The 22,307-nt window shown below is 70.0% G+C and carries 21 protein-coding genes and 3 pseudogenes; 14 read left to right on the top strand and 10 right to left on the bottom strand.

The genetic code is table 11. The annotated features are described in order from the left end of the window. Positions 1-44: 44 nt before the first annotated feature. Both HK415_RS15365 and HK415_RS15360 read right to left on the bottom strand, forming a co-directional pair. On the bottom strand, positions 45-548 hold the full coding sequence (locus HK415_RS15365; RefSeq protein WP_171560848.1) for an MgtC/SapB family protein: 504 nt from the start codon (positions 546-548) through the stop codon (positions 45-47). 4 nt (positions 549-552) lie between these two features. After that, a pseudogene (locus HK415_RS15360) lies at positions 553-2,558 on the bottom strand (lytic transglycosylase domain-containing protein). Positions 2,559-2,567: 9 nt separating this feature from the next. Here HK415_RS15360 and HK415_RS15355 point away from each other — a divergent pair. After that, on the top strand, positions 2,568-3,167 hold the full coding sequence (locus HK415_RS15355) for a 5-formyltetrahydrofolate cyclo-ligase (RefSeq protein ID WP_171560844.1): 600 nt from the start codon (positions 2,568-2,570) through the stop codon (positions 3,165-3,167). On the opposite strand, the gene HK415_RS15350 is transcribed toward HK415_RS15355, so the two are convergent. Then, a complete protein-coding gene (locus tag HK415_RS15350) occupies positions 3,168-4,151 on the bottom strand; it encodes a LysR substrate-binding domain-containing protein (RefSeq protein ID WP_171560840.1) in 984 nt (327 codons plus the stop codon). It abuts the gene before it with no gap. A gap of 115 nt (positions 4,152-4,266) precedes the next feature. Here HK415_RS15350 and HK415_RS15345 point away from each other — a divergent pair, with 115 nt between their 5' ends. From HK415_RS15345 to HK415_RS15335, 3 genes are all read left to right on the top strand, one after another. Beyond that, complete coding sequence (locus HK415_RS15345; protein WP_171560837.1) at positions 4,267-4,770, top strand: DUF2917 domain-containing protein; 504 nt, start codon at positions 4,267-4,269, stop codon at positions 4,768-4,770. 25 nt (positions 4,771-4,795) lie between these two features. Beyond that, the gene (locus HK415_RS15340) at positions 4,796-5,332 is read left to right on the top strand and encodes a gluconokinase (protein ID WP_309246846.1); all 537 of its coding nucleotides are present in this window, start codon (positions 4,796-4,798) and stop codon (positions 5,330-5,332) included. A gap of 68 nt (positions 5,333-5,400) precedes the next feature. Then, the gene (locus tag HK415_RS15335; protein WP_171560830.1) at positions 5,401-6,390 is read left to right on the top strand and encodes an MBL fold metallo-hydrolase; all 990 of its coding nucleotides are present in this window, start codon (positions 5,401-5,403) and stop codon (positions 6,388-6,390) included. Positions 6,391-6,838: 448 nt separating this feature from the next. Here the strand turns inward: HK415_RS15335 and HK415_RS15330 are convergent, their stop codons facing one another. The 3 genes from HK415_RS15330 to HK415_RS15320 are packed head-to-tail and all read right to left on the bottom strand — an operon-like array spanning position 6,839 to position 8,861. Next, positions 6,839-7,978 carry an MFS transporter gene (locus HK415_RS15330; protein ID WP_171560826.1) on the bottom strand — a complete coding sequence of 380 codons (1,140 nt, stop codon included), beginning with the start codon at positions 7,976-7,978 and terminating at the stop codon, positions 6,839-6,841. Next, positions 7,975-8,568 carry a hypothetical protein gene (locus HK415_RS15325; RefSeq protein ID WP_171560822.1) on the bottom strand — a complete coding sequence of 198 codons (594 nt, stop codon included), beginning with the start codon at positions 8,566-8,568 and terminating at the stop codon, positions 7,975-7,977. Before HK415_RS15325 ends, HK415_RS15330 begins: the two co-directional genes overlap by 4 nt. Further along, complete coding sequence (locus HK415_RS15320; RefSeq protein WP_171560819.1) at positions 8,487-8,861, bottom strand: hypothetical protein; 375 nt, start codon at positions 8,859-8,861, stop codon at positions 8,487-8,489. The genes HK415_RS15325 and HK415_RS15320 overlap by 82 nt, the downstream gene beginning before the upstream one ends. Before the next feature lie 18 nt (positions 8,862-8,879). Here HK415_RS15320 and glmU point away from each other — a divergent pair. Continuing rightward, positions 8,880-10,276: pseudogene (gene glmU / locus HK415_RS15315) on the top strand (bifunctional UDP-N-acetylglucosamine diphosphorylase/glucosamine-1-phosphate N-acetyltransferase GlmU). A gap of 5 nt (positions 10,277-10,281) precedes the next feature. On the opposite strand, the gene HK415_RS15310 reads toward glmU, so the two are convergent. Further along, the gene (locus HK415_RS15310) at positions 10,282-10,776 is read right to left on the bottom strand and encodes an Lrp/AsnC family transcriptional regulator (RefSeq protein WP_171560815.1); all 495 of its coding nucleotides are present in this window, start codon (positions 10,774-10,776) and stop codon (positions 10,282-10,284) included. Positions 10,777-10,900: 124 nt separating this feature from the next. On the opposite strand from HK415_RS15310, the gene glmS reads away from it, so the two are divergent. From glmS to HK415_RS15295, 3 genes are read left to right on the top strand one after another with little or no spacing between them, the layout of a single operon-like run. Continuing rightward, positions 10,901-12,745, top strand: a complete 1,845-nt coding sequence (gene glmS, locus HK415_RS15305; RefSeq protein ID WP_171560811.1) for a glutamine--fructose-6-phosphate transaminase (isomerizing) — start codon at positions 10,901-10,903, stop codon at positions 12,743-12,745. Between the two features lie 22 nt (positions 12,746-12,767). Then, the gene (locus HK415_RS15300; RefSeq protein WP_309246708.1) at positions 12,768-13,556 is read left to right on the top strand and encodes a creatininase family protein; all 789 of its coding nucleotides are present in this window, start codon (positions 12,768-12,770) and stop codon (positions 13,554-13,556) included. Between the two features lie 17 nt (positions 13,557-13,573). Beyond that, positions 13,574-14,839, top strand: coding sequence for a YncE family protein (locus HK415_RS15295; RefSeq protein ID WP_444965408.1), 1,266 nt, complete (start codon positions 13,574-13,576; stop codon positions 14,837-14,839). 31 nt (positions 14,840-14,870) lie between these two features. Here the strand turns inward: HK415_RS15295 and HK415_RS15290 are convergent, their stop codons facing one another. Continuing rightward, positions 14,871-15,848 carry a helix-turn-helix transcriptional regulator gene (locus tag HK415_RS15290; protein ID WP_171560807.1) on the bottom strand — a complete coding sequence of 326 codons (978 nt, stop codon included), beginning with the start codon at positions 15,846-15,848 and terminating at the stop codon, positions 14,871-14,873. A 117-nt stretch (positions 15,849-15,965) separates the two neighbouring features. Next, positions 15,966-17,675, bottom strand: coding sequence for a hypothetical protein (locus HK415_RS15285; protein WP_253261900.1), 1,710 nt, complete (start codon positions 17,673-17,675; stop codon positions 15,966-15,968). Between HK415_RS15285 and HK415_RS25285 the strand changes: the two genes are divergently transcribed. The 6 genes from HK415_RS25285 (at position 17,647) to HK415_RS15265 (ending at position 19,702) form a co-directional block, all read left to right on the top strand. Beyond that, the gene (locus HK415_RS25285) at positions 17,647-17,802 is read left to right on the top strand and encodes a hypothetical protein (protein WP_253261899.1); all 156 of its coding nucleotides are present in this window, start codon (positions 17,647-17,649) and stop codon (positions 17,800-17,802) included. The genes HK415_RS15285 and HK415_RS25285 overlap by 29 nt on opposite strands. A gap of 62 nt (positions 17,803-17,864) precedes the next feature. Beyond that, on the top strand, positions 17,865-18,119 hold the full coding sequence (locus HK415_RS25280) for a hypothetical protein (RefSeq protein WP_253261898.1): 255 nt from the start codon (positions 17,865-17,867) through the stop codon (positions 18,117-18,119). 158 nt (positions 18,120-18,277) lie between these two features. Next, on the top strand, positions 18,278-18,673 hold the full coding sequence (locus HK415_RS15280) for a hypothetical protein (protein WP_171560804.1): 396 nt from the start codon (positions 18,278-18,280) through the stop codon (positions 18,671-18,673). 72 nt (positions 18,674-18,745) lie between these two features. Next, complete coding sequence (locus tag HK415_RS15275; RefSeq protein ID WP_171560800.1) at positions 18,746-18,997, top strand: hypothetical protein; 252 nt, start codon at positions 18,746-18,748, stop codon at positions 18,995-18,997. Positions 18,998-19,028: 31 nt separating this feature from the next. Beyond that, the gene (locus HK415_RS15270; protein WP_171560797.1) at positions 19,029-19,313 is read left to right on the top strand and encodes a hypothetical protein; all 285 of its coding nucleotides are present in this window, start codon (positions 19,029-19,031) and stop codon (positions 19,311-19,313) included. Beyond that, positions 19,217-19,702 (top strand): hypothetical protein, encoded by a 486-nt coding sequence (locus HK415_RS15265; protein WP_171560793.1) that lies wholly within the window; start codon positions 19,217-19,219, stop codon positions 19,700-19,702. The genes HK415_RS15270 and HK415_RS15265 overlap by 97 nt, the downstream gene beginning before the upstream one ends. On the opposite strand, the pseudogene ligD reads toward HK415_RS15265, so the two are convergent. Next, positions 19,699-22,274 (bottom strand): annotated as a pseudogene (gene ligD, locus HK415_RS15260) (DNA ligase D). The gene HK415_RS15265 and the pseudogene ligD sit on opposite strands and share 4 nt — an antisense overlap. Between the last annotated feature and the right edge of the window lie 33 nt (positions 22,275-22,307).

Genomic DNA, 22,307 nt, shown 5'->3' with positions numbered 1-22,307 from the left:
CCCGCCCGCCGCCATTGATGCAAAAACACGGCGGGATTGATGACTCACTCGCCGTCCGGCGCGCCCTTGCCCTTGATGCCCAGCCGCCGGATCGGCGCTTCCAGCGCCAGGATGCCCAGCACCAGCAGCGTGCTGAGCGCCGCGGTCAGGTCCCGGCCCATGCCGCAGGCGATGCCGATGGCCGCCGTCATCCACACGCCGGCGGCGGTGGTGAGGCCGTGCACCTGTTCTTCCCGTTCCAGCTTGAGGATGGCGCCGGCGCAGACGAAGCCCACGCCGGCCAGCAGGCCCTGCACCACCCGGCTGACCGCCTCCTCCGACATCCCGGCCTGCAGCGGAACGAGCACGATCAAGGCCGAACTCGCGGCCACCAGCATGTGCGTGCGGATGCCGGCCGGCTTGCCCTGGCGTTCACGCTGGAGCCCCAGCATGCCCCCGAGCAGGGCCGCCAGCAGCAGCCGCACCACCAGCTGCGTCACTTGTCCGACGTCCCCGAGGTCGGAGAACTCCTCGACGATGGTCTGCTGGATGGTCTCCCAGGCGGTCATCGGCTCAGGGCAGCTCCCCGTTCGGCGCGGGCAGGGTGGCCTCGCGCGGGCCGACCATGCCCAGCCGCGCCTTCAGCGACTGCGGCTGGCCGGTGAGCATCGCGGCGTAGAAAGTGGTGTTGGCCAGCACTTTCTTCACGTAGTCCCGCGTCTCCTGGAAGGGCACGTTCTCGGCCCAGGCCGCGCCTTCCAGCACCGGCCCGTTGCGCCACGCGCGCGGCCGGCTCGGCCCCGCGTTGTAGGCGGCCGCGGCCATGGGCATGGAGCCCGCGAAATCGTCCAGCACCAGCTTCAGGTAGCCGGTGCCGATGGCGATGTTGGTGTCGCGGTCGTGCAGCTGCTCGGTCTTGAAGCCGTTCAGTCCGATCTTGTTGGCCGTCCAGCGGGCGGTGGCGGGCATCACCTGCATCAGGCCCGAGGCGCCCACGTGCGAGCGCGCGTCCATCACGAAGCGGCTTTCCTGCCGGATCAGGCCGTACACGTAGGCCGGGTCCAGCCCGATCTCGCGGCTGCGGCGCACCACCGACTCGCGGAAGGGCGTGGGGAAGCGCTGCTCGAAATCGAACTCCGCCTTGGTGCGTTCGCTGGTGTTGATGCAGCGGTCCCACACCTCGCGGTCGCAGGCGAACTGCGCGGCGGCCAGCAGCTCGCGGTCGTTGAAGCCGCCGGCGCGGTGCAGGTTGGTGGTGTAGTTCCACTCGCGGTTGCCCTCGGCGCGCAGGCCGAGCGCGATCGCGTACAGGGCGCGGTTCAGGCCCGGCTCCTGGCGTGCCATCTTCCTTTCTTCGTCCGTCAGCGGCAGGGGCTTGCCCGGAACGGTGATCTTCTGGCCCAGTTCCTCCAGCGCCAGCTGCTCGTAGAAGCCCTTGGGCGAGGCGATGGACTGCAGCAGCTTTTCGGCCTCCGCGCGGTGCCCCTCGGTCGGCCGGTTGCCGGCCAGCAGGGCGCGCGCCTTCCAGTACACCCAGGTGGAGTCGGCCTTCGCCTCGTCGCTCATGGCGTTGACCGCTTCCAGCACGTTGCGCCAGTCGGTGCCCTTGGGCGCCCGCAGCGCCGCGCGCACCTTCCAGCCCAGCAGCTCGTCGTTGAGGTGCTTGTCGCGTTCCACCTTGGAGAAGTAGGCGTTGGCGTCGGGCACCAGCCGCTGCGCGGCCTGCCGGCCGATCACGCCCCAGATCCAGTCGCGCTCCTCGGGATGCAGCTGCGGGCCCCACTTGCCTTCCAGCTGCGCGGCGGCATTCTCGATGTCGCTCGCCGCCATCTTGATCAGGGCCAGGCCCACCAGTTCGCGCCGGGTGCGCGAGGCGGCGAACACCTTGCTGGTGAGGAAGCGGCTCGGGCTGGCGTTCAGCTCGTTGAGCAGCGGCACGGCTTCCGGCTTGATCATCTCCAGGGCCGCGGCGGCGGCGCGGGGGCGCCCGGCCTCGATCGACTGGCGCGCCTTGCGCCAGGCGTCGGCCGCCGTGAGGCGGTGCGGCGCCAGGCCCTGGGTGCCGAGCAGGCTGGCGGCGGCCAGCGTGCAGCCGTCGTCGGCGTCGCGCTGGGCCAGCCAGTTGCGGCGCACCTCGTCCGAGACGGCGGCGACGGCGCTGCCGTCGCGCAGGGCCTGCACCAGCAGGCCGTAGCAGCGCACCTCGCGGTCGTCCCTCATGCGGAACTTGGGGTATTCCTGGGCGAAAGTGTCCCAGTCGCGCCGCTGGCCCAGCATCAGCAGCCAGTCGTTGCGCAGCCGGTCTTCCTGGTAGGTGCCCTGGTACTTGGCCAGGAACTGCTGGATTTCCTGCGGGGTGGCCGTGTCGATGCGGGAACGCAGCTCCCAGTAGGCGGCCCAGGGCTCCAGGGCGTGGCCCTGCGCCAGGGGCAGCAGCTGGGCCAGCCGGGCCTTGTTGCCCCCTGGAAGGCCTTCTGCATCTCCAGGATCACGTCGTCGCGCGCCGGGTTCGGCGGCTGCGCCTGCACGCAGCCCACGAGGACGACGGCCAGGGATGCCAGAATCGATCTCAACTTCATCGGGAAATTATGGACAGGTCGGAAGAAAAAAGGGCCTTGCGCAAGCAGCTCATCGAACAACGCCTGAAGATGCCGGACCGCCTACGCCGCGGCGATTTATTGCAGCAGGTGATGCGCATCTGGCTGGTGGGGCGGACCGACACCGTCATCGGCGCGTACTGGCCGATCAAGGGCGAGTTCGATCCGCTGCCCGCGCTCCACCGGTGGAAGGAAGACGGCGAACTGCTGGACGAACCGCAATTGCGCCGCATCGGGCTGCCGGTGGTGGACAAGCTTCATCAGACACTGAAGTTCCACGCATGGTTCCCCGGATGCCCGATGGAAGAAGACGCCTACGGCATTCCGAAGCCGAAAGACACCGAGGTGGTGGTGCCCACCTTGCTGTTCGTGCCGTGCGTCGGTTACGGCGTGGGCGGCTACCGGCTGGGCTACGGCGGGGGCTTCTACGACCGCACGCTGGCTCAGCTGAAGCCCAAGCCCTACACCGTCGGGCTGGGCTTCGCGCAGGGCTTCCTGCCCAACCTGGAGCCGGAGGCGCACGACGTGCCGCTGGATGCCGTGTTGAACGAGCTGGGGGTGGTGTGGCCGATGTCGCTCGACGACGACTAGTCAATCGATGTCGTCCACCGTGTCCGGATCCGGCACTTCCCCGATCGTCTGCCGCGTGATGCGGCTTTGCGCCATCAGCCATTCGCAGAAGTCGCGGATTTCCGGCCGTTGCGGGCTGCGCGGTCCGATGATGAGCCAGTAGGCCATGGGCGAGTCCATGCGCAGCTTCGGCAGGGGTTCGATCAGGTCGCCGTTGGCCAGGCTCTCGGCCACCAGCGGCAGGCGCGCCAGCACGACGCCCTGGCCGGTCAGCGCCGCCTGCACCATCTGGTAGGCGTAGTTGAAATAGAGCCAGCGCTTGGGCTGCAGCTTGGACAGGCCATGCTCGTCGAACCAGCGCCGCCAGGTCAGCCACTCCAGGTGCGTCTGGTGCGCATCCCCCGCCTCGATCAGCGCGAACTGCGCCACGTCGGCCGGCTTCGCGATCGCCTGGCCGGCCTTCAGCAGCCAGGGGCTCACCACCGGCGTCAGCTGTTCGCCGAACATGCGGATCGCCTGCGGCGGCATGGAGGCCATCGGCCCGTAGCGCAAGGCCATGTCGACGTCGGCGATCTCCAGGTCCAGCGTGTTGTCGCTGGCGTCGATGCGGATGTCGATGTCCGGGTGGTCGCGCTGGAACTGCTCCAGCCGCGGGATCAGCCACATCGAGGCGAAGGACGCGAAGGTGGTCAGCGACACCGAGCGGCGTCCCGCGCTCTGGCGGATCTGGCGCACGGCGCCGTCGATGCGCGGCAGCGACTGCGACACCGCCATCAGCAGCTGCGCGCCGGCGCTCGTCAGTTCCACCGCCCGCGTGTGCCGCAGGAACAGGCTCACGCCCACCTCTTCTTCCAGCGACTGGATCTGGCGGCTGACCGCGGACTGCGTCAGCGCCATCTCCTCGGCCGCCGCGCGGAAATTGAGGTGCCGCGCCACGGCCTCGAAGGCCCGCAGGTGGCCGGCGGAGATCGGACGGGTGCGCAGGTGGGTCTGCGAGTGCTGCATGGCGCGCGCCTGGATTGATGCGTTTCGGGAATCAATAGCGTAGCCGGATTTCATTGGACCGCCAAGCGGGCGTGACAGATCATTCCATTCCGAAAAGCCATCGCTGGAGCCCACCATGACCGCCCCCTCCGTCGCCCAGATCCTCACCTCCGCGCCCGTCACGGCACTGCCGGGGACGTGGAAGCTGGTCCGCGGCCGCGCGGTCACCCTGCGTCCCGCGACCGACGGCATCCTGCGCGTGGCCCATGGCCGCGTGTGGGCCACGCTGGACGGCCCGCACGGCTGCACGCCCTTCGACGGCGGCGACCACGTGCTGCAGGTGGGCCGCTCGATGTACGTGCGCGCCGGCCAGCGCATCGTGCTCGAAGCCTGGAACGCCAGCGGCGCCTCCTACTTCGCGTGGGACCCGGTGTTCGCGCCGGTGCTGGCCGCGGCCGCGCGGCCGCGCCTGAACCCGGGCATCGTGCTGCAGCCGCTGGCCGACCTGCGCCTGGCCCTGGGACTGGCGCTGGCCGCGCTGGGCAGGCTGGGCACCGGCCTGGCCCACCTGGGCTGGGCGGCGCTGGGCGGCGGCGGCCGCGCGCTGCCGGTGCGGCGCCCGCCCGGGCTGGTCGGCTGACCCCCGCGGCGCGCGGGCGCCCGACATAATCGGGCATGCCTTCGCCCGAGCCGACTCCCCCGCTGCATGTCGTGGTGATGGGGTCGCCGGCTGCGGCAAGACCCTGGTGGCGGCACAACTGGCCGAACGCCTGGGCCTGCCGCTGCTGGAAGGCGACGACCTCCATCCGGACAGCGATATCGAGAAGGTGCGCCGGGGCGCGGCCCTGGACGCGCACGACCGCGAGGACTGGACCGGGCGCGTGGCCGAAGCCCTGCGTGCCCAGCCCGCCGGCGCCGTGCTGGTCTGGCCCGCGCTGCGCCGTTCGGAACGCGATGCGCTGCGGGCCGCCGTGCCCGCGCTGCGCTTCGCCTACCTGGCGCTGTCGCCGCACCAGGCCATGGAGCGGGCTGCCGCGCGCACCGACCAGTTCTATCCGCCCAGCCATGTCGGCCGCCAGTTCGAGGCGCTGGAGCCGCCGCGCGACGAGCCGGGCGTGCAGGTGCTCGACGGCACCGAGCACGTGGACCGGCTGGTGGCGCAGGCGCTGCGCTGGCTGGCGCCTGCGTTCAACAATGCGTAATGCGTTGCGCTAGGTAAGATTCGCTTTCCCAAGATTCGCGCTTCCCCCGACGCGCCAGCAGGATCCCCATGAGCAAAGCCTTCGCGAGCCAGGCCGACCTGGCCGACAAGAAGATCACCTTCGAGCAGCTGTCCCCGCACTGCTGGGCGTACACCGCCGAAGGCGACCCCAACTCCGGCGTCATCATCGGCGACAGCTACATCATGGTGAGCGACGCGACGGCCACGCCCGCGATGGCGCGCGACCTGATCGCCCGCATCCGCACGGTCAGCGACAAGCCGATCAAGTACGTGCTTCTCACGCACTACCACGCGGTGCGCGTGCTGGGCGCCAGCGCCTACTTCGACGAGGGCGCGACCGAGATCATCGCCAGCCAGGGCACCTACGAGCTGATCGTGGAGCGCGGCAAGGAAGACATGCAGTCGGAGATGGACCGTTTCCCGCGCCTGTTCCGCAATGCCGAGTCGGTGCCGGGCCTCACCTGGCCGACCATGGTGATCGGCGGCGGCGACGCCGCGCGCGGCGAGAAGCCGGGCAAGCTGACCGTGGACCTCGGCGGCGTGAAGGTGCAGATCTGGTCGCCCGGCCCCGGCCACACGCGCGGCGACACCATCGCCTGGGTGCAGGAGGAGAAGGTGCTGTTCTCCGGCGACCTGGTCGAATACAACGCCGGCGTCTACACCGGCGACGCGCAGCTGGAGGAATGGCCCACCACGCTGGAAGCGCTGCGTGCGCTGAAGGCCGAGGCGCTGGTGCCGGGCCGCGGCGAGGCCATGAAGGGCAACGCGGAGGTGAACCGCGCGCTCGACTACACGAAGCAGTGGGTCGAGACGCTGTTTCGCTGCGGCAAGGAAGCGGCCGCCGCCAACATGGATCTGAAGGCCGCGATGGCGCACACGCGCAAGTCCATGGACCCGGTGTTCGGCCAGGTGTTCATCTACGAACACTGCCTGCCTTTCGACGTGAGCCGCGCCTACGACGAAGCCAAGGGCATCAAGAACCCGCGCGTGTGGACGGCGGAGCGCGACAAGGAGATGTGGGCGGCGCTGCAGGGCTGATCGCGCGCTCCGCGGCTGAGCCACCTGTAGGCGCGAGCCGACACGCCCCGGACGACGCGGACGACACCGGCGGCCGGGGCCGCTTTCTAGGCTGGACAGGCGGCGCGACATCCACGCCGCATCCACGAGGAGAGCGATTCATGCCCGACGAGAAGTCCAGCGACAAGCCCGTGCCGCGCATCCTGCAGCAGCAGCCGCAGCGCGACAGCGACCCGCAGCAGCAGCGCGCCGGAGCCACCGATTTCCAGTCGCAAGGCGGCGGGCAGGTCGAGGGTGAAGGCAGCTACACCGCCACCCGCAACTACCAGAAGGACATCAAGGAGTACCTGGAGAAGGCGGACGTCGAGTCGGATGCCGAGGCCGCCAGGCCCGCGCTCCGAGTCCGAGGCGAAGGACCTGGACGAGGCGGAGCGCGAAGGCAAGTCGCACTCCAAGGGCGAGCGCTGATTCACGCGGGCGCCGCGCGCCGCGCGGCAGCCAGCGCGCCCAGGGCGAGCACCCCGAGCAACAGCGCCAGTCCCGGCGTGCCGCCGCCCTGCAGGGCGGAGCCGCTGGCCACCGGCCCGAGCGTCCCACCCCACGTGTAGCCCGTGATCATGGCGGCCGCGCCGCCGGCGGTGGCACGCCCGTCGAAGGCGTGCGCGACCTGCACCATGGTCAGCGTGTAGAGCGCGCCGCCGACGCCGCCCCACACCAGGCCCGACACCCACAGCAGCCACGGCGCATGGCCCGCGAATGCCATCGCGAGGCTGGCGGCCAGCAGCGCCAGCGCCGCGCCGCTGAACACGCTGCGCATGGCGTAGCGGTCGGCCGCCCAGCCCGCGGGGTATTGCAGCAGGAAGCTGCCGACACCGATCGCGCCGGCGACGCTGGCCGCGGCCCGCAGGCTCAGTCCGGACTCGGAGGCGTGCGCGGCGCCGACGGCGCCGAGGCCGGCTTCGAACACGCCGCCGCAGAACGCAAGCAGCGCCAGCCAGGGCACCATGCGCAGCGCGTGCCAGGTGCCGGTGGGCGCGTGGCCGGTTGCGCGCGGCTCGTGCGCCGGCGCGGTGAGTCCCAGCAGCAGCGCCGCCCCCAGCATCCCCACCGCCAGCCAGAGCGCGCTGCCCGCATCGAGCCGCAGCAACCCGGGCAGGAAGGGGCCGAGCGCCAGGGCGCCGCCCAGCGCCGTCTGGTACAGGCCCATGACGCGCCCGCGCATGGCGGCCGGCGCTTCCTCGGCGAGCAGCGCTTCCGTGGTGTTCCACAGGGCCGCGGCGCCGACGCCCCCGACGATCGAACCCACGGCCCACACCAGCATGGAGTCGGACAGCGCGTAACCGAGCACGCCCGCCAGCTGCAGCGCCGCGCCGCTGCGGTAGGTGCGCAGTGTGCCCCAGTGCGCCAGCAACCGCGGCATCACCGGCATCAGCAGGCCCACCATCAGGAAGGGCAGCATGGAAAAGGCGCCGATGAAGGCCGTGCCGTGGCCGGCCTGCTGCAGCAGCACGGCCAGCACGGGGCCGATCATGGCAAAGCCGCTCACCACCAGCGTGGTGGCGGCGCCCAGGCGCCAGACCAGGGCCGTGCCCGAAGCGGTGCCGCTCACGGCTGCTGCGCGATCAGGTCGCGCAGGTCGCGCTGGTAGGCGCGCAGCCGGCGCACGGCCTGTTCGCGCTGGGCGGCGGTGGTGCTCTGGTGTACCAGCGCGAAGGTCGTGCAGCCTTCCTGCAGCAGCGTCTCCTGGTAGGCGCGGTAGGCGGGATCGGGGGCTTTCTCGATGCGCGCCACCCAGCCGCGCAGCAGCGCGCGCGCGCCTCGGCTTCGGGCAGGCCGCGCCCCTGCGAGATGCGGCGCACCGTTTCCAGCAGGTCCTGCTGGCGGCGCTGCCATTTCGCCCAGCGTGCGGGCCGGGTCGAACGCCGACTGCTCCAGCCGCTGGCGCAGCACCGCGCGCTGCGGATCGTCCAGGCGGCCGTAGATCGTCTCCACCCGCTCCAGCGCCTGGCCGAAGCGCTTCTCGACCAGTTCGGCACGCGACAAGGCCACCCAGTCCTGCTGGAAGGTCTCGTTGCGGCGGCGGAACTTGCGGGCCATGTGCCGCTGCTCGCGGCCGGTCAGGGTGGCGGCCAGGGCGACGGCGCCCGGCTCGATGCGGTCCGTGACCGCGCGGATGCGCTGCTGCAGCTCGCCCACCACCGTGCAGGCCTGCTGCGGGCTGATCTCCCCGGCGCCAGTTGCTCCATGCGCGCCAGCAGCTCCAGCACCCGCGGCAGCTCCTGCTGGCGGTGCCAGGTGTGCAGGTTCGCGATCTCGTCGCGCACCCGGGGCGCCTGTTCGTCGCTGAAGTCCACGTAGCCGTCCAGCCAGAAGTAGGCCAGGCTGGGCAGCGCGTTGTAGCCCAGCTTGACGGCGCTGCAGGCGGACAGCGCCAGCGAACAGGCGAGCGCAAGGATAATCCAGGGCAAACGGGTGGCGAACGACGACCTCATGGTGCGAAGGGTACGTGAATGACAGCAGTCGATGTGGTGGTGATGGCGGCGGGCAAGGGCACGCGCATGAAGAGCCGGACCGCGAAGGTCCTGCACAAGCTGGCCGGACGGCCCCTGATCCAGCACGTGATGGAGACCGCCCGCGCCCTGCAGGCGCGCCGGACCATCGTGATCACCGGCCACGGCGCCGAGGACGTGGAAGGCTGGCTGCGCCAGTCGGCCGGGGCCGCCGGGCAGCCGGCGCCGGACTTCGTGCGGCAGGAGCCGCAGCTGGGGACCGGCCATGCGGTGCAGCAGGTCGTGCCGGTGCTGCCCGATGACGGCATCGCGCTGATCCTCAATGGCGACGTGCCGCTGATCCGGCCGCAGACGCTGCAGGCGCTGGTGGACAAGTGCGGGGGAGCGCCTTGCGCTGCTCACCGTGGAGATGGCCGACCCCACGGGCTACGGCCGCATCGTGCGCAAGGGCGAGGCGGTGCAGGCGATCGTCGAACACAAGGACGCCAGCGAGGCGCAGCGCGCCCTGCGCGAGGTCTACACCGGCTTCATGGCCGTGCCCTCCGCCCGCCTGAAGGCGTGGCTCGCCCGCCTGAAGAACGACAACGCGCAGAAGGAGTACTACCTGACCGACATCGTGAAGTTCGCGGTGGCCGACGGCTGCGAGGTGGTCGCCTCGCCCGCCGGCGAGCAGGTGGAAGTGGACGGCGTCAACAGCCCGCTGCAGCTGGCGGAACTGGAACGCGCCTTCCAGCTGCGGCAGGCGCGCGCTGATGGAGCAGGGCGTGCGCCTCGCGGATCCGGCGCGCTTCGACCTGCGGGGCACGCTCGCCTGCGGGCAGGACGTGGACATCGACGTCAACTGCGTCTTCGAGGGCCAGGTCAGCCTGGGCAGCAACGTGCGCATCGGCCCCAACTGCGTGATCGCCAACGCGCGCATCGCCGACAACGCGGTGATCCACGGCTTCACCCACATCGACGGCGAACAGGCCGGCGTGGAGATCGGCGAGGGCGCGCTGGTGGGGCCGTTCGCGCGGCTGCGTCCGGGCGCGCAGCTCGGGCCCGAGGTGCACATCGGCAACTTCGTGGAAGTGAAGAACTCCAGCATGGCGCGCGGCGCCAAGGCCAATCACCTGGCCTACCTGGGCGACTCGGTCGTCGGCGAGCGCGTGAACTACGGCGCCGGCAGCATCACCGCCAACTACGACGGCGCCAACAAGAGCCGCACCGTGATCGAGGCCGACGTGCACGTGGGCAGCAACTGCGTGCTGGTCGCGCCCGTGACGGTGGCCAGGGGCGGCACCATAGGCGCCGGCTCCGTGATCAACAAGAACACCGAACCCGGCGTGCTGACGGTGGCGCGCGCCAGGCAGGTGAGCCTGGCGAACTGGGAGCGGCCGAAGAAGAAGCCGAAGTAGGCGCGTCAGCCGCGCCTGGGCACCGGGATCCGCGGGCGGAACTTCGCCCGCTTCACCGAGAAGAAGGCCTTGACGTTGCGCACGTTCGCGTCGCTGGTGAACAGCCGCTGCGAGAGCGCCAGGTAGTCCTGCATGTCGCGCGCATGCACCACGAGGATGAAGTCCGGCCCGGGCGAGACGCGGTAGCACTGCTGCACTGCGTCGTCCTCGACCACCCGCAGCTCGAAGGCGTCCTGTTCCTCGCTGCCCTGGCGGTCGAGCGAGACTTCCACCACTGCCTCCAATCCGTGCCCGAGGGACTCGGCCATCCGCTGCGGATTCAGGATGGCCATCTCCCGCTCGACCAGGCCGGCCTCGCGCAGCCGCTTCACCCGCCGCAGGCAGGTTGCCGGCGAGATGTGGACCCGGGCGGCCAGGTCCTGGTTGCTCAGGGCGCTGTCGTCCTGCATCTGGGTGAGCAGGGCCAAATCCGTGGAATCTAGTGCTAATTCTGCTGGCATTATGGAAGTTTATTGCAAACCATGATCCGGGTGAAATGATCGTTCAGTTATGAGGACATTCAGCAAACATATTCCGCTAGTGTGCGCCTACAGTCGCTCCATTCCCAGCCTCTGAGGTGTGCCCATGTGCGGTATCGTCGGCGCGGTTTCCACGCGCAACATCGTCCCCATCCTGGTCCAGGGCCTGCAGCGCCTGGAGTACCGCGGCTACGACTCCTGCGGGGTCGCCGTCTATGCCGATGGCCTGAAGCGCGCGCGCAGCACCGCGCGGGTGGCCGAACTGATGGCGCAGGTGGAGTCCGAAAACATCCACGGCGGCACCGGCATCGCCCACACGCGCTGGGCCACGCACGGCGCGCCGGCAGTGCACAACGCGCACCCGCACTTCAGCCACGGGCCCGGCGAGCACGCCGCCTCCGGGCCCGGCCGGATCGCGCTGGTGCACAACGGCATCATCGAGAACCACGACGAACTGCGCGCCGCGCTCAAGGCCAGGGGCTATCGCTTCACCAGCCAGACCGACACCGAGGTGATCGCGCACCTGGTCGACAGCCTGTACGAGGGCGACCTGTTCGAAGCGGTCAAGGCCACCGTGCGCCAGCTGCACGGCGCCTTCGCGATCGCGGTGTTCTGCAAGGACGAACCGCACCGCGTGGTCGGCGCCCGCGAGGGCTCACCGCTGGTGCTGGGCGTGGGCAAGGAGGAGAACTTCCTGGCCAGCGACGCGATGGCGCTGGCCGGCGTGACCGACCAGATCGTGTACCTGGAAGAAGGCGACGTGGTCGACCTGCAGCTGGGACGCTACTGGATCGCCGACCGCAACCACAAGCAGGTCACGCGCCCGGTGAAGACCGTGCAGGCGCACAGCGGCGCGGCGGAGCTGGGGCCCTACCGCCACTACATGCAGAAGGAGATCTTCGAGCAGCCGCGCGCAATCGCCGACACGCTGCAGGGCGTGGAGAGCGTCACGGCCGAACTGTTCGGCGACGGCGCGCACCGCGTCTTCAAGGAGGTGGACTCGGTGCTGATCCTGGCCTGCGGCACCAGCTACTACAGCGGCTGCACCGCCAAGTACTGGCTGGAAAGCCTGGCGAAAATTCCGACGCAGGTGGAGATCGCCAGCGAGTACCGCTACCGCGAAAGCGTGCCCAACCCGCGCTCGCTGGTGGTCACCATCAGCCAGTCCGGCGAGACCGCCGACACGCTGGCCGCGCTCAAGCACGCGCGCTCGCTCGGCATGGAGCACACGCTGACGGTCTGCAACGTCTCCACTTCGGCCATGGTGCGCGAGTGCAAGCTGGCGTACATCACGCGCGCCGGCGTGGAGATCGGCGTCGCATCGACCAAGGCCTTCACCACGCAGCTCGCCGGCCTGTTCCTGCTGACGCTGGCGCTGGCGCAGGTGCGCGGCCACCTGACGGAAACGCAGGAAGCGGAACACCTCAAGGCGATGCGCCACCTGCCGACCGCGTTGCAGGCGGTGCTGGCGCTGGAGCCGCAGGTGATCAGCTGGGCCGAGGACTTCGCCAACAAGGAGAACGCGCTGTTCCTCGGACGGGGCATGCACTACCCGATCGCGCTGGAAGGCGCGCTCAAGCTCAAGGAGATCAGCTACATCCACGCCGAGGCCTACCCGGCCGGCGAGCTGAAGCACGGGCCGCTGGCGCTGGTCACCAGCGAGATGCCGGTGGTGACCGTCGCGCCCAACGATGCCCTCCTGGAAAAGCTTAAGAGCAACATGCAGGAAGTGCGTGCGCGCGGCGGCGTGCTCTACGTGCTGGCCGACGCCGACAGCCGCATCGAAAGCAGCGAAGGCGTGCACGTGATCCGCATGCCGGAACATTACGGCACGCTCAGCCCGCTGCTGCACGTGGTGCCGCTGCAGCTGCTGGCGTACCACACGGCGCTGGCAAGGGGCACGGACGTCGACAAGCCGCGCAACCTGGCCAAGAGCGTGACGGTCGAATGAGAACGGCACGATAGTCCACCGCGTGAAACCCGGTCCCGCCCTCGCCGCTGCCGCCCTTGTCCTGGGGCTCGCAGGCTTCGCGATGCCGTGCGCGGCAGCGGGCCCTCAGCTCGACGGCATGACCTGGCCGGAAGTGCGCGAAGCGATCGACGGCGGCAGCACCACCATCGTGATCCCGATCGGCGGCACCGAGCAGAACGGCCCCCACATGGCGTTGGGCAAGCACAACGTGCGGGTGGCCCGTTTGGCCGAGCGCATCGCGGCGCAACTTGGCCGCACGCTGGTGGCGCCGGTGATGGCCTACGTGCCGGAGCCCGCCGGGCACATGCGCTTTCCCGGCACGATCTCGGTGTCGGCGGAGGCCTTCACCGGCGTGCTCGCCGGGGCGGCACGCAGCCTGCGCCAGCATGGCTTTCGCGACATCGTGCTGCTCGGTGACTCCGGCGATTACCAGCCGCTGCTGCGCCAGCTCAGCGAGCGGCTCAATCGCGAGTGGGCCGGCGGCGGCGCGCGGGTGCACCACGCGGCGGCTTATTACCAGGCGGCGGCCACGGATTACCCGCAGCTGTTGCGCGCAGAAGGAATGTCGCAGGCGCAGGTCGGCACGCACGCCGGCCTGGCCGATACCTCGCTTATGCTCGCGGTCGACGCGTCGCTGGTGCGCATGCAGCGCCTGCACGAAGCCTCGCCGCAGACCGGCGTTGCCGGCGACCCGTCGCGCGCCTCGGCGGCCCTGGGGCAAAAGGGCGTGGACCTGATCGTCGACAAGGCCGTGGCCGCGATCCGCCAGTCGGTGGGCGCGCGCCGGTAGAACACAAAGGAGTTCCAGTGAGCCTTCTGCGCGTCCTGTGCATCGCCTTCGCCGCCGCGGCGATCCTTCCGTCCGCCTTCGGGCAAACCGCGGCGCGCGCGTCCGCCGTGGCCACCGTGCCCGGCATGCCCGCCGTGCCCGACCCGAGCAACCTATACAGCGAAACGGTGGCCGGAAAGCTGTCGCCCGCGGTGGCGGGCCACCTCGAGCGCATCTACGTGCCCAACCGCTCGGAAAACAGCGTGTGGGTGATCGACCCGGCCACGCTCGCCGTGGTCGACAAGTTCCGCGTCGGCGTGCATCCGCAGCACATCGTGCCCTCGTGGGACCTGAAGATCCTCTGGGTCGCGAACAACGCGGAAGGCCGCACCGACGGCAGCCTGACGCCGATCGACCCGCTGACCGGCAAGCCGGGACCCTCGATTCCCGTCGACGACCCGTACAACATGTACTGGTCGCCCGACGGCCGCTACGCCATCGTCGTTGCCGAGGCGTACCGCCGGCTCGACTTCCGCGACGCGAAGACGATGAAGCTGCAGTACTCGATCGAGACGCCGGACTGCGCCGGCATCAACCATGCGGATTTCTCGATCGACGGCAGCCACGCGCTGTTCACGTGCGAATTCGGCGGCGCGCTGACCAAGATCGACCTCGTGAACCGCAGGGTGGTCGGCACCATCCAGCTGTCACGCTACTTCGACCGGCCGGAGGTGCTGCAGGCGCTCAGCAAGCCCGGGCGCAAGCCGCGCAAGATGGTCGATCCGGTCGTGCCGCGCCAGACGATCATCAGCGCCATGCCGATGCCGCAGGACATCCGGGTCTCGCCCGACGGCAAACGCTTCTACGTCGCCGACATGGTGTCCGACGGGGTGCACGTGGTGGACTTCGCCACCTTCCGCCAGGTCGGCTTCATTCCGACCGGCACCGGCGCGCACGGCCTGTATCCCAGCCGCGACGGCAAGCTGCTGTACGTGGCCAACCGCGGCAGCAACCGCATCCGCGGCCGGCCGCGCGGCAACGGCAGCGTGTCCGTGATGGACTTCGCCACCGAGACCGTGCGAGCCACGTGGACGATTCCGGGCGGCGGCAGTCCCGACATGGGCAACGTCAGTGCCGATGGCCGCTACCTGTGGCTGTCCGGCCGCTACGACAACGAGATCTACCGCTTCGACACCACCGACGGCAGCGTGCTGCGCGTGAAGGCGGGACGGGAACCGCACGGCCTGACGGTCTGGCCGCAACCCGGGCGCTACAGCCTGGGGCATACCGGCAACCTCCGCTAAACGGCGGAGGCGGCCCCCGGCCGCGGCGCGTTCACTGCCGCAGCACGAGCAGCGGCGCGAGCAGGGCGACGTTGTTGATGTCCATCTTGGCGAAGATGGCCTTCACCTGGCTGCGGATGGTCTCCGGCGAGCGCGCCACGCGCGCGGCGATCTGCTTTTGCGTCATGCCGCTGGCCAGCAGTTCGGCCACCATGAATTCGCGCGGGCTCAGGCTGTCCACCGCGTGGCGTTCGCGCGCGCGCAGGAAGTACAGGCCTTGTTCCAGCGTGCGCTGCACGACCACCCGCCTGCCCAGGATGCGCGCCTGGCTGCCCTGCAATTCGTCCAGCAGGGACGCACCCAGGCGCTGGCCCTGCAGCGGCCACTCCAGCGCCATCAGTTCCTTGAAGCGCGGATCCGCGTGGTAGATCACGCCGCGCGGGTCGGCGATGGCCACCGCCCAGTTCTCGCGCGCGTCCTGGCCGACCAGCCGGTCCAGGTGCACGAGGCGGTTGATCGCCAGCGACTGCATCAGGTGCGGGGCCAGCGCGCCGAGGAGCTCGACTTCTTCCGGCGCGCAGCGCCGCTGCGGATCGGACCGGAACAGCGACACCCACTCGGTGAAGCGCGTGAGCGGGTTGATGTCGGACGTGATGAAGCAGTGGTGCTGCGCGTAGTCGTGCGCGAACTGCCGGATCTCGGCCTGGTCCTCGCCCGAGAACTCCTCCAGCGCACTGAAGCCGATGGTGGCGCGCGGCTCGCTGGTCACGCGCCTGGCGGCGGTGTCCTGGTGTCGAACCTGCGCGAAGGCGCCGAACATCTCCTCGGGGAAGTTGTGCCGGTGCAGGCTGTGGATGTCGATGCCTTCGGCCGTCATGGTGCCCGTGCCCCAGATGGAGGCATCGAAGGGCAGGAGGGGCCTGACCGCAGTGAGCACCGCGTCCTGGAACTCATGGACCGGCACTTCCTGCGCATGGCGGTACAGGTTCAGCAGGAAGCGGCTGAACTCCGGCAGGGTGGTTCGCGACATCGACTGCGTCCGAGTGGGCGCGGACTGTTATGGATTGCTTACAACATGATACTTATCCTGCCGAGCAAAGAAAAGCCCCGCGCGGGCAAGCGCGGGGCTTTCGTTGCGTTTGCGTGATTAGTTGTACGTGTAGACGGCCGACCGGTTGCTGGTGTCGGAGGCACGCAGGCTCAGGAGGATGGTCCGCGTGGTGGTGGACGAGAACGCAGGCGTCGTACCTTGGTTGTAATTCGCCGAGGTCACGCCGCGCGGAACCTGCTGGCTCGGGCCGAAGCTTCCGGTCGTGGCCTCCGTCACCACCGTCACGCCGCCGATCTGCGGCGCCGCCAGGTTCTGCACCCAGTCCACGGGCAGCGGATTCTGCGCACCGGCGAGGCTGCCGTTGGGGTCGAGCGCGGCCAGCAGCTTGGGTCCCGGCGTGTTCCAGGGCATGTCCACGCCCTGGGTGGCGGGCGTCAGGTCCGTCAGCAGCGTCTTGAAGATCACGCGGTCCGGCGCGCCGGTGTTGGCGCCGTAGAACAGCTCGAACTTGTAGCGCGCGCCCATCACGATGGCGCTGGGGTCGAAGCCGTCCGCGGGCTGGGCCCAGATCAGGCCGTTGGTGCCGTTGGTGGGGTTGCCAGCGAGTGTGCGGGCGGCCGTGCCGGTGATGCCGGTCGTGCGCGAGAACCACAGGTTCGGGCAGTTCACGGTGGCGCCGTTGTTGCCGCACATGCTGCCGACGGTGAGGCTGCCGGTCTTGTTCCACATGTCCATGGCGTTCTGCGGACCCGCGGACACCTTGTAGACCAGGCCGCCGGCGGTCAGGCCGGGGCCGGTCACGCGCACCATCGCCAGGTTCTGGCCGCCGAGGACGCTGCCCGGGCCCTTGCTGTTGATGTTGAACACCATGCCGGTCTGGAAGGTGCTGAAGCGGGTCGTGTTGGCGGCGTTCATCTGCTCCACGCGGCGCAGGTTGGCGCGCACGCCGATGTCCACGGCCTGCTGGTTGCCCACCAGCCACCATTCGGTGGGCCGGGCGGTCGAGGAGGTGCCGGGGATGCGCGCGGCCACCGTGATCACGCTGCCCGGGTTGTTGCCGGCGTCCACGTAGCGGATGTTCAGGACGGCGCGGTCGTACGCATCGGGCGCCGGTGCCGCGGCCGCCGAGTTCTTCGGGTAGAAGGCGATGATTTCCGGCACGCTGAAGGTGGCGCCCGTCATCGTGTCGCTGGTGAGCAGGCCGTAGAACAGCTGGCCCGCGTAGTAGCCGTTGTGCAGGAAGTCGATGCCGGCGGCGTTGGCGCCGTCGGACACGAAGTCCAGGCAGGCCGCGGCGACGTCCGTCACCTCCGGGCCGCCCTGGTTCTGCGCAACCGTGTCGTCCTTGGCGAGCACGCGGCTCGCGGCGGGGACCGCGAAGCACTCCTTGAACTTCTGCGCCACGATCTGCGTCGCCCGCGACAGGCCGGACACGTTGGCATCGGGCGCCGTCACCGTCGAACCGGAGCTGGTTGCAGTGGCCATGACCACCGGCGTCGGGTTGTCGATGGTGGTCAGGGCCAGCTGGCCGCTCGCCGGGTCGGTGACCACCTTCACGACGTCGAGCACCAGGTCCGCGGTGTTGCCCGTATTGCCGGCCGTGGCCGCGGTGATGCTGGTGGCGAAGGGGTCGTAGCCGGCGGGCACGCCGATGGCGGTGAGGACCGGGGCGAGCTGGGCGACCACGTTGGTCGTCACGGTGCGCAGCGCCGCCGCGTCGACCGTCCTGCTGCCGACCAGGGTCAGCGGGTTCCCGTCACTGGCCAGCTGCGCCACGATGGCGGTGGTCAGGGGCGTCGCGTTCACGGTCAGCGGCGTGCCGGCCGCCGGCGTGGTGGTGGCCACGCTCACCAGCGCGCCGGTGTTGCCCGACGGGTCGGTGACGACGATGAAGAAGGGGGCCGTCTCGCCCGCCTTGAGCGTGCAGGTGTAGCTGCCCAGCGCATCGGTGCTGATCGATGCCTGCGTGCAGGGGAGACACCGGCGGCGTTGGTGATGGTCACCGGCGCGTTCGCCAGCGCCGCGCCCGTGGCGGCAGTGCCCACCAGCTGGCTGGAGGCCGTGCCGGGATTGCCGGGCGCCGACGGGTCGCCGCCCGCCGTCGTTGCGCTGCCGCCGCCACCGCCGCCGCAGGCAGCGAGCAGCAATGCCACCGCCGCACAACCGGCGGCGAGCTTGAAGGATGCGAACTTCATGAAGGTCCTCGTGGTGATGTGTGATCCGCAGGGCATGCGCCCGCTGGCGCATTAAAGAAAAGCCCTCCCTTGCGGCCCATCCCACGAATGGGTGAAACGATTGCTTACAACCAACACCTACCCCGTCCGGGGAGCCTCCCCAGGTGGCTGCGGCGGCCCCGCTGCGTGATGCCAAGTGATAGTCTGGCCGCTTCGACCAAGAACGAGGGAGCCATGAGAACCATTGCCATCCTGCTGTCGCCGCTCGTGCTGCTCGCGGCCTGCGCCAACCCGCCCGTGGTGGGCACGCTGCCTGCCTGCGAACACGCGGCCGTGCCGCCCGGCGCCGTCTTCGGCGTGCGCCACGGCGCGGACATCGCCACCTTCCCCTCCTCGGTTCCGCGCGGCCACACCGGCTGCCAGCGCGTGTGGTTCGGCGACCGCGCCCGGCCCGCGGCGATGGAAGTGCTGGCCACCTACTACTTCGACCAGGGACACGTGCGCCGCCTGGTCGGCCGGGTGCCAGGCGGTGCCTCCTACGACTGCCACTACCGCGACGGCGCCCTCGACGCCAACGTGTCGCAGAACGTCGCGCAGTGCCCGAAGGCATCAGAAGTGAATCCCCGGTAACACCCGACGGCAGAGCCACCAGCGGCTCGCGCAGGGGAGAATGCGCATCACGCTCTCATTGGAGGAAATCCCATGGAACTGCGCCTGCAATTTCTCGAATCCTTCCCCGTGCAGGGTTCCGACGGCGCCAGCTACAAGGTGCTCGCGTACGAGCGCATGGCGCGCGACGAATCGGTGGCCGACGGCCTGGAACGCTGGGAGTCGACCGGCGTGGTGGAGTACCGCCTGGAGGACGGGCGGCTGGTGGACGCGGGCAGCGATGATTCCATGCGCATCGCCGGCTCGTCGGTTTCGCTCACCCGTGCCGCTCCCGTTCCGCATTGACAGTGCCCGGTCGGTGGCATAGGCTGGGCTGATGGCCGAATCGACCCCGACCCCGCGCGCCACCATGGCGCCCGCGGAGGCCGAAGCCGCGCGCTACGCGCTGCTGCGCCGCCTCGCCCCCTCCTTCCGCCACCACCTGGTGGTCAACCTGCAGCCGATCGGCATGATCTACGAGGTGATGGAGCGCCGGTTGCGGGCGCCCGCCCCGATCTCGCCCACGTGCAGGACAGCGCGACCAAGATCAACGGCTTTGCCAAGGCTGCACTGGCCTCCTGCCTCGACGTCGTGGGCTGGCTCACGCCCGACGAGGCGGTGACCACCGGCGTGGACGAGGCTGCGCGCGAATGCGCGGCGCTGCTGGCCACCAGCCTGAGCTTTCGCGGCTATGCCTTGCGCAACGAGGTGCAGCCGCTGGATGGCAAGGTGCGCCGCAGCGCGATCCGCAACCTGCTGTCGGGCGTGCTGGTCCACTGCACCGACGACCGCCCCTCGCCCGCCGACCTGGTGCTGGCCAGCAGCGCGGACGCCGGCGCCGCCCTGCTGAGCGTGGCCGTGCGGCCGACGCAGGGCGACAAGGGCATGGCGCCCGAGGCCAACTACCGCAAGATCACCTGGGCGGACCTGCAGGCGCTGGCCGCCGCGGAAGACGTGCAGCTCACGCGCGACGGCGACCGCATCCTGCTGCGCTTCGCCTGGGCCGGCTAAGCAGGTTCGAAGCCGAGCTTCTTCATCGCCGCGGCCAGCGCGACCCGGCTCTTCTCGTACTCGTCCCAGGGCTGGTTGCCCTGGTCCAGCCGCGTGTGCACGCTGCCCACGCTCCAGTGGGCGCCGCCCTTGAGGTCCTGCAGTTCGTCCCAGCGCACCGGCACCGAGATGCCGAGCCCCGGGCGGGCGCGGGCCGACCACGCGCAGGCCGTGGTGGCGCCGTAGCCGTTGCGCAGGTAGTCGATGAAGATGCGGCCGACGCGGTTCTTCGCGCCGCTCTTGGCCACGAAGCGGTCGGGCAGCGTGCGCGCCAGGTGCTGCACGATCGCCTGCGAGAAGTCCTTCACCGTGTCCCAGTCGAACTGCGGCTTGAGCGGCACCACCAGGTGCAGGCCCTTGCCGCCGCTGGTCTTGAGGAAGCAGGGGAGGCCCAGTTCGTCCAGCATGGCGCGCACCAGCTGGGCCGCCTCCTGGATCTGCGGCCAGGTGACGCCTTCGCCGGGGTCGATGTCGAAGGTCATGCGGTCCGGCCGGTCGATGGTGGGGACCACGCCGTTCCAGGTGTGGAACTCCACCACGTTCATCTGCGCGGCCGACAGCAGGCCTTCGGGCCGGGCGATCTTCACCATCGGCGGATGGCCCGGGAAGACCTCGGGCGCCAGCTGCTCGACGCCCGCCATCTTGTAGCGGTCCAGGTGCTTCTGGAAGAACAGCTGGCCCTCGATGCCGTCGGGCGCGCGCACCATCGCGATCGGCCGGTCCTCCAGGTGCACCATCATCAGCGGCGCCACCAGCGCGTAGTAGCGCACCAGCCCGATCTTGGTGATGCCGCTTTGCGGGTCGACCACGCGGTCCGGGTTGCTGATGCGCAGCGTCGGCGGCAGCGTGACGGCGGCGGCAGGCTTCGCGCTCGTCTTGGGACTGGCCTTGGCGCTGTTCTTCGCCGGCTTCGCTGCCGGCCGGTCCGGCGGTGGTTCGTGCAGCACCGGCTCCTCGCCGATCGCATCGGCCGGCTTGTCGCTGCGCAGGCCGTGGAACACCGAGTGGCGCACCTTGCCGTCGCGCGTCCATTCGCCGAAGGACACTTCGCACACGAGGTCGGGCCGCACCCAGTGCGCGTCGCGCGGGAGGCCGGTGCCGGCGGCGAAGGGCTTGCGGTCGGTGGCCAGCGCGTCAAGCTGCTTGCGCAGCTCGCGCAGGGTCTGCTCGTTGAAGCCGGTGCCCACGTTGCCGGCGTAGCGCAGCTTGCCGTCGTCGCCGTGCACGCCCAGCAGCAGTGAACCGATGCCGGTGCGCGCGCCCTTGGGATCGGTCCAGCCGGCGATCACGAACTCCTGGCGCAGCTTGCACTTGAGCTTGATCCAGTCGCTGGAGCGCCGGCCCACGTAGGCCGAGTCGCGCCGCTTGGCGATCACGCCTTCCAGCCCGAGGCGGCAGGCGGACTCCAGCATCTCCTTGGGCGCGACGTCGAACACCTCGCTGAAGCGCACGTTCGGATGCGGTTTGCGCTGCACGATGCGCTGCAGCACCGCACGCCGCTCCACCAGCGGCACGTCGCGCAGGTCGTGGCCGGCGCAGTAGGGCAGGTCGAACAGGTAGAAGACGATCTGCCCGGTGCGGTGGCTGTCGAACGCACCCTGCAGGGCCTGGAAATCCGCCGGCACGTCCTTGCCCGGCATGATGATCTCTCCGTCGTACCAGCCGTCCGGCAGCTCCATGGTGCGCATGGCCTTCACCAGGCCGGACAGCTTCGAGGTCCAGTCGTTGCCGTTGCGCGTGACCAGCAGGATTTCGCCCCCTTCGACGCGTGCCAGCATGCGGTAGCCGTCGAACTTGATCTCGAAGACCCAGTCCTCGGGGTCCTTCGGTGGCTCGTCGACCAGCACCGCGAGCTCCGGTTGCAGTGTGTCCGGCAGCTTTGCGCGGCGGGCGCCTTCGGGCGGGCCCGAGGAGGAAGCAGCAGCGGGTGCGGTGGCGGCACGCTGTCCCGGAGGATCGCGTGGTTCCGGGCGGTCGCCGAGCTTTTCTGCACGCTGTCCGGCATCTCGTCGACCAGGCTGAACTCGGCGGCGGGACGCGCGAAGGCGTCACGCTCCTTGATCAGCAGCCAGGGATCCTCGCGGCCCTTGCCGCGGCCTTTCATGCGCACCAGCGTCCAGTGGCCGTGCAGCTTGTGCCCGCGCAATTCGAACTTCAGCTTGCCTTCCCGGAAACCCTTGTGCGGGTCCTCCAGCGGGATCCAGGTGCCCTTGTCCCAGATGATCACCTTGCCCGCGCCGTAGTTGCCGGCGGGGATGGTGCCTTCGAAGCGGTTGTACGCGATGGGATGGTCCTCGGTGGGCATCGCCATGCGCTTGTCGCTGGGGTCGTAGCTGGGGCCCTTGGGGACCGCCCAGCTCTTCATCGTGCCTTCCAGCTCGAGGCGGAAGTCGTAGTGCAACCGCGTGGCCCAGTGCTTCTGGACCACGAAGCTGCGCGCGTTCTCGTTGGCTTCGCCGCCTTCCGCCGGTTCCGGCGTCGCGTCGAAGTTGCGTTTGTCCCGGTACTTCTGGAGTGCGGTCTTTTCTGCCATCCCATGAAGGACGAGGGGGCGCCCGCCCCCTCG

This window comes from Ramlibacter montanisoli (assembly GCF_013087525.1).
GTDB classification, from domain to species: domain Bacteria; phylum Pseudomonadota; class Gammaproteobacteria; order Burkholderiales; family Burkholderiaceae_C; genus Ramlibacter; species Ramlibacter montanisoli.
Note: the sequence above shows the minus strand (reverse complement) of the source record. Positions and strands in the feature narration are given on the sequence as shown.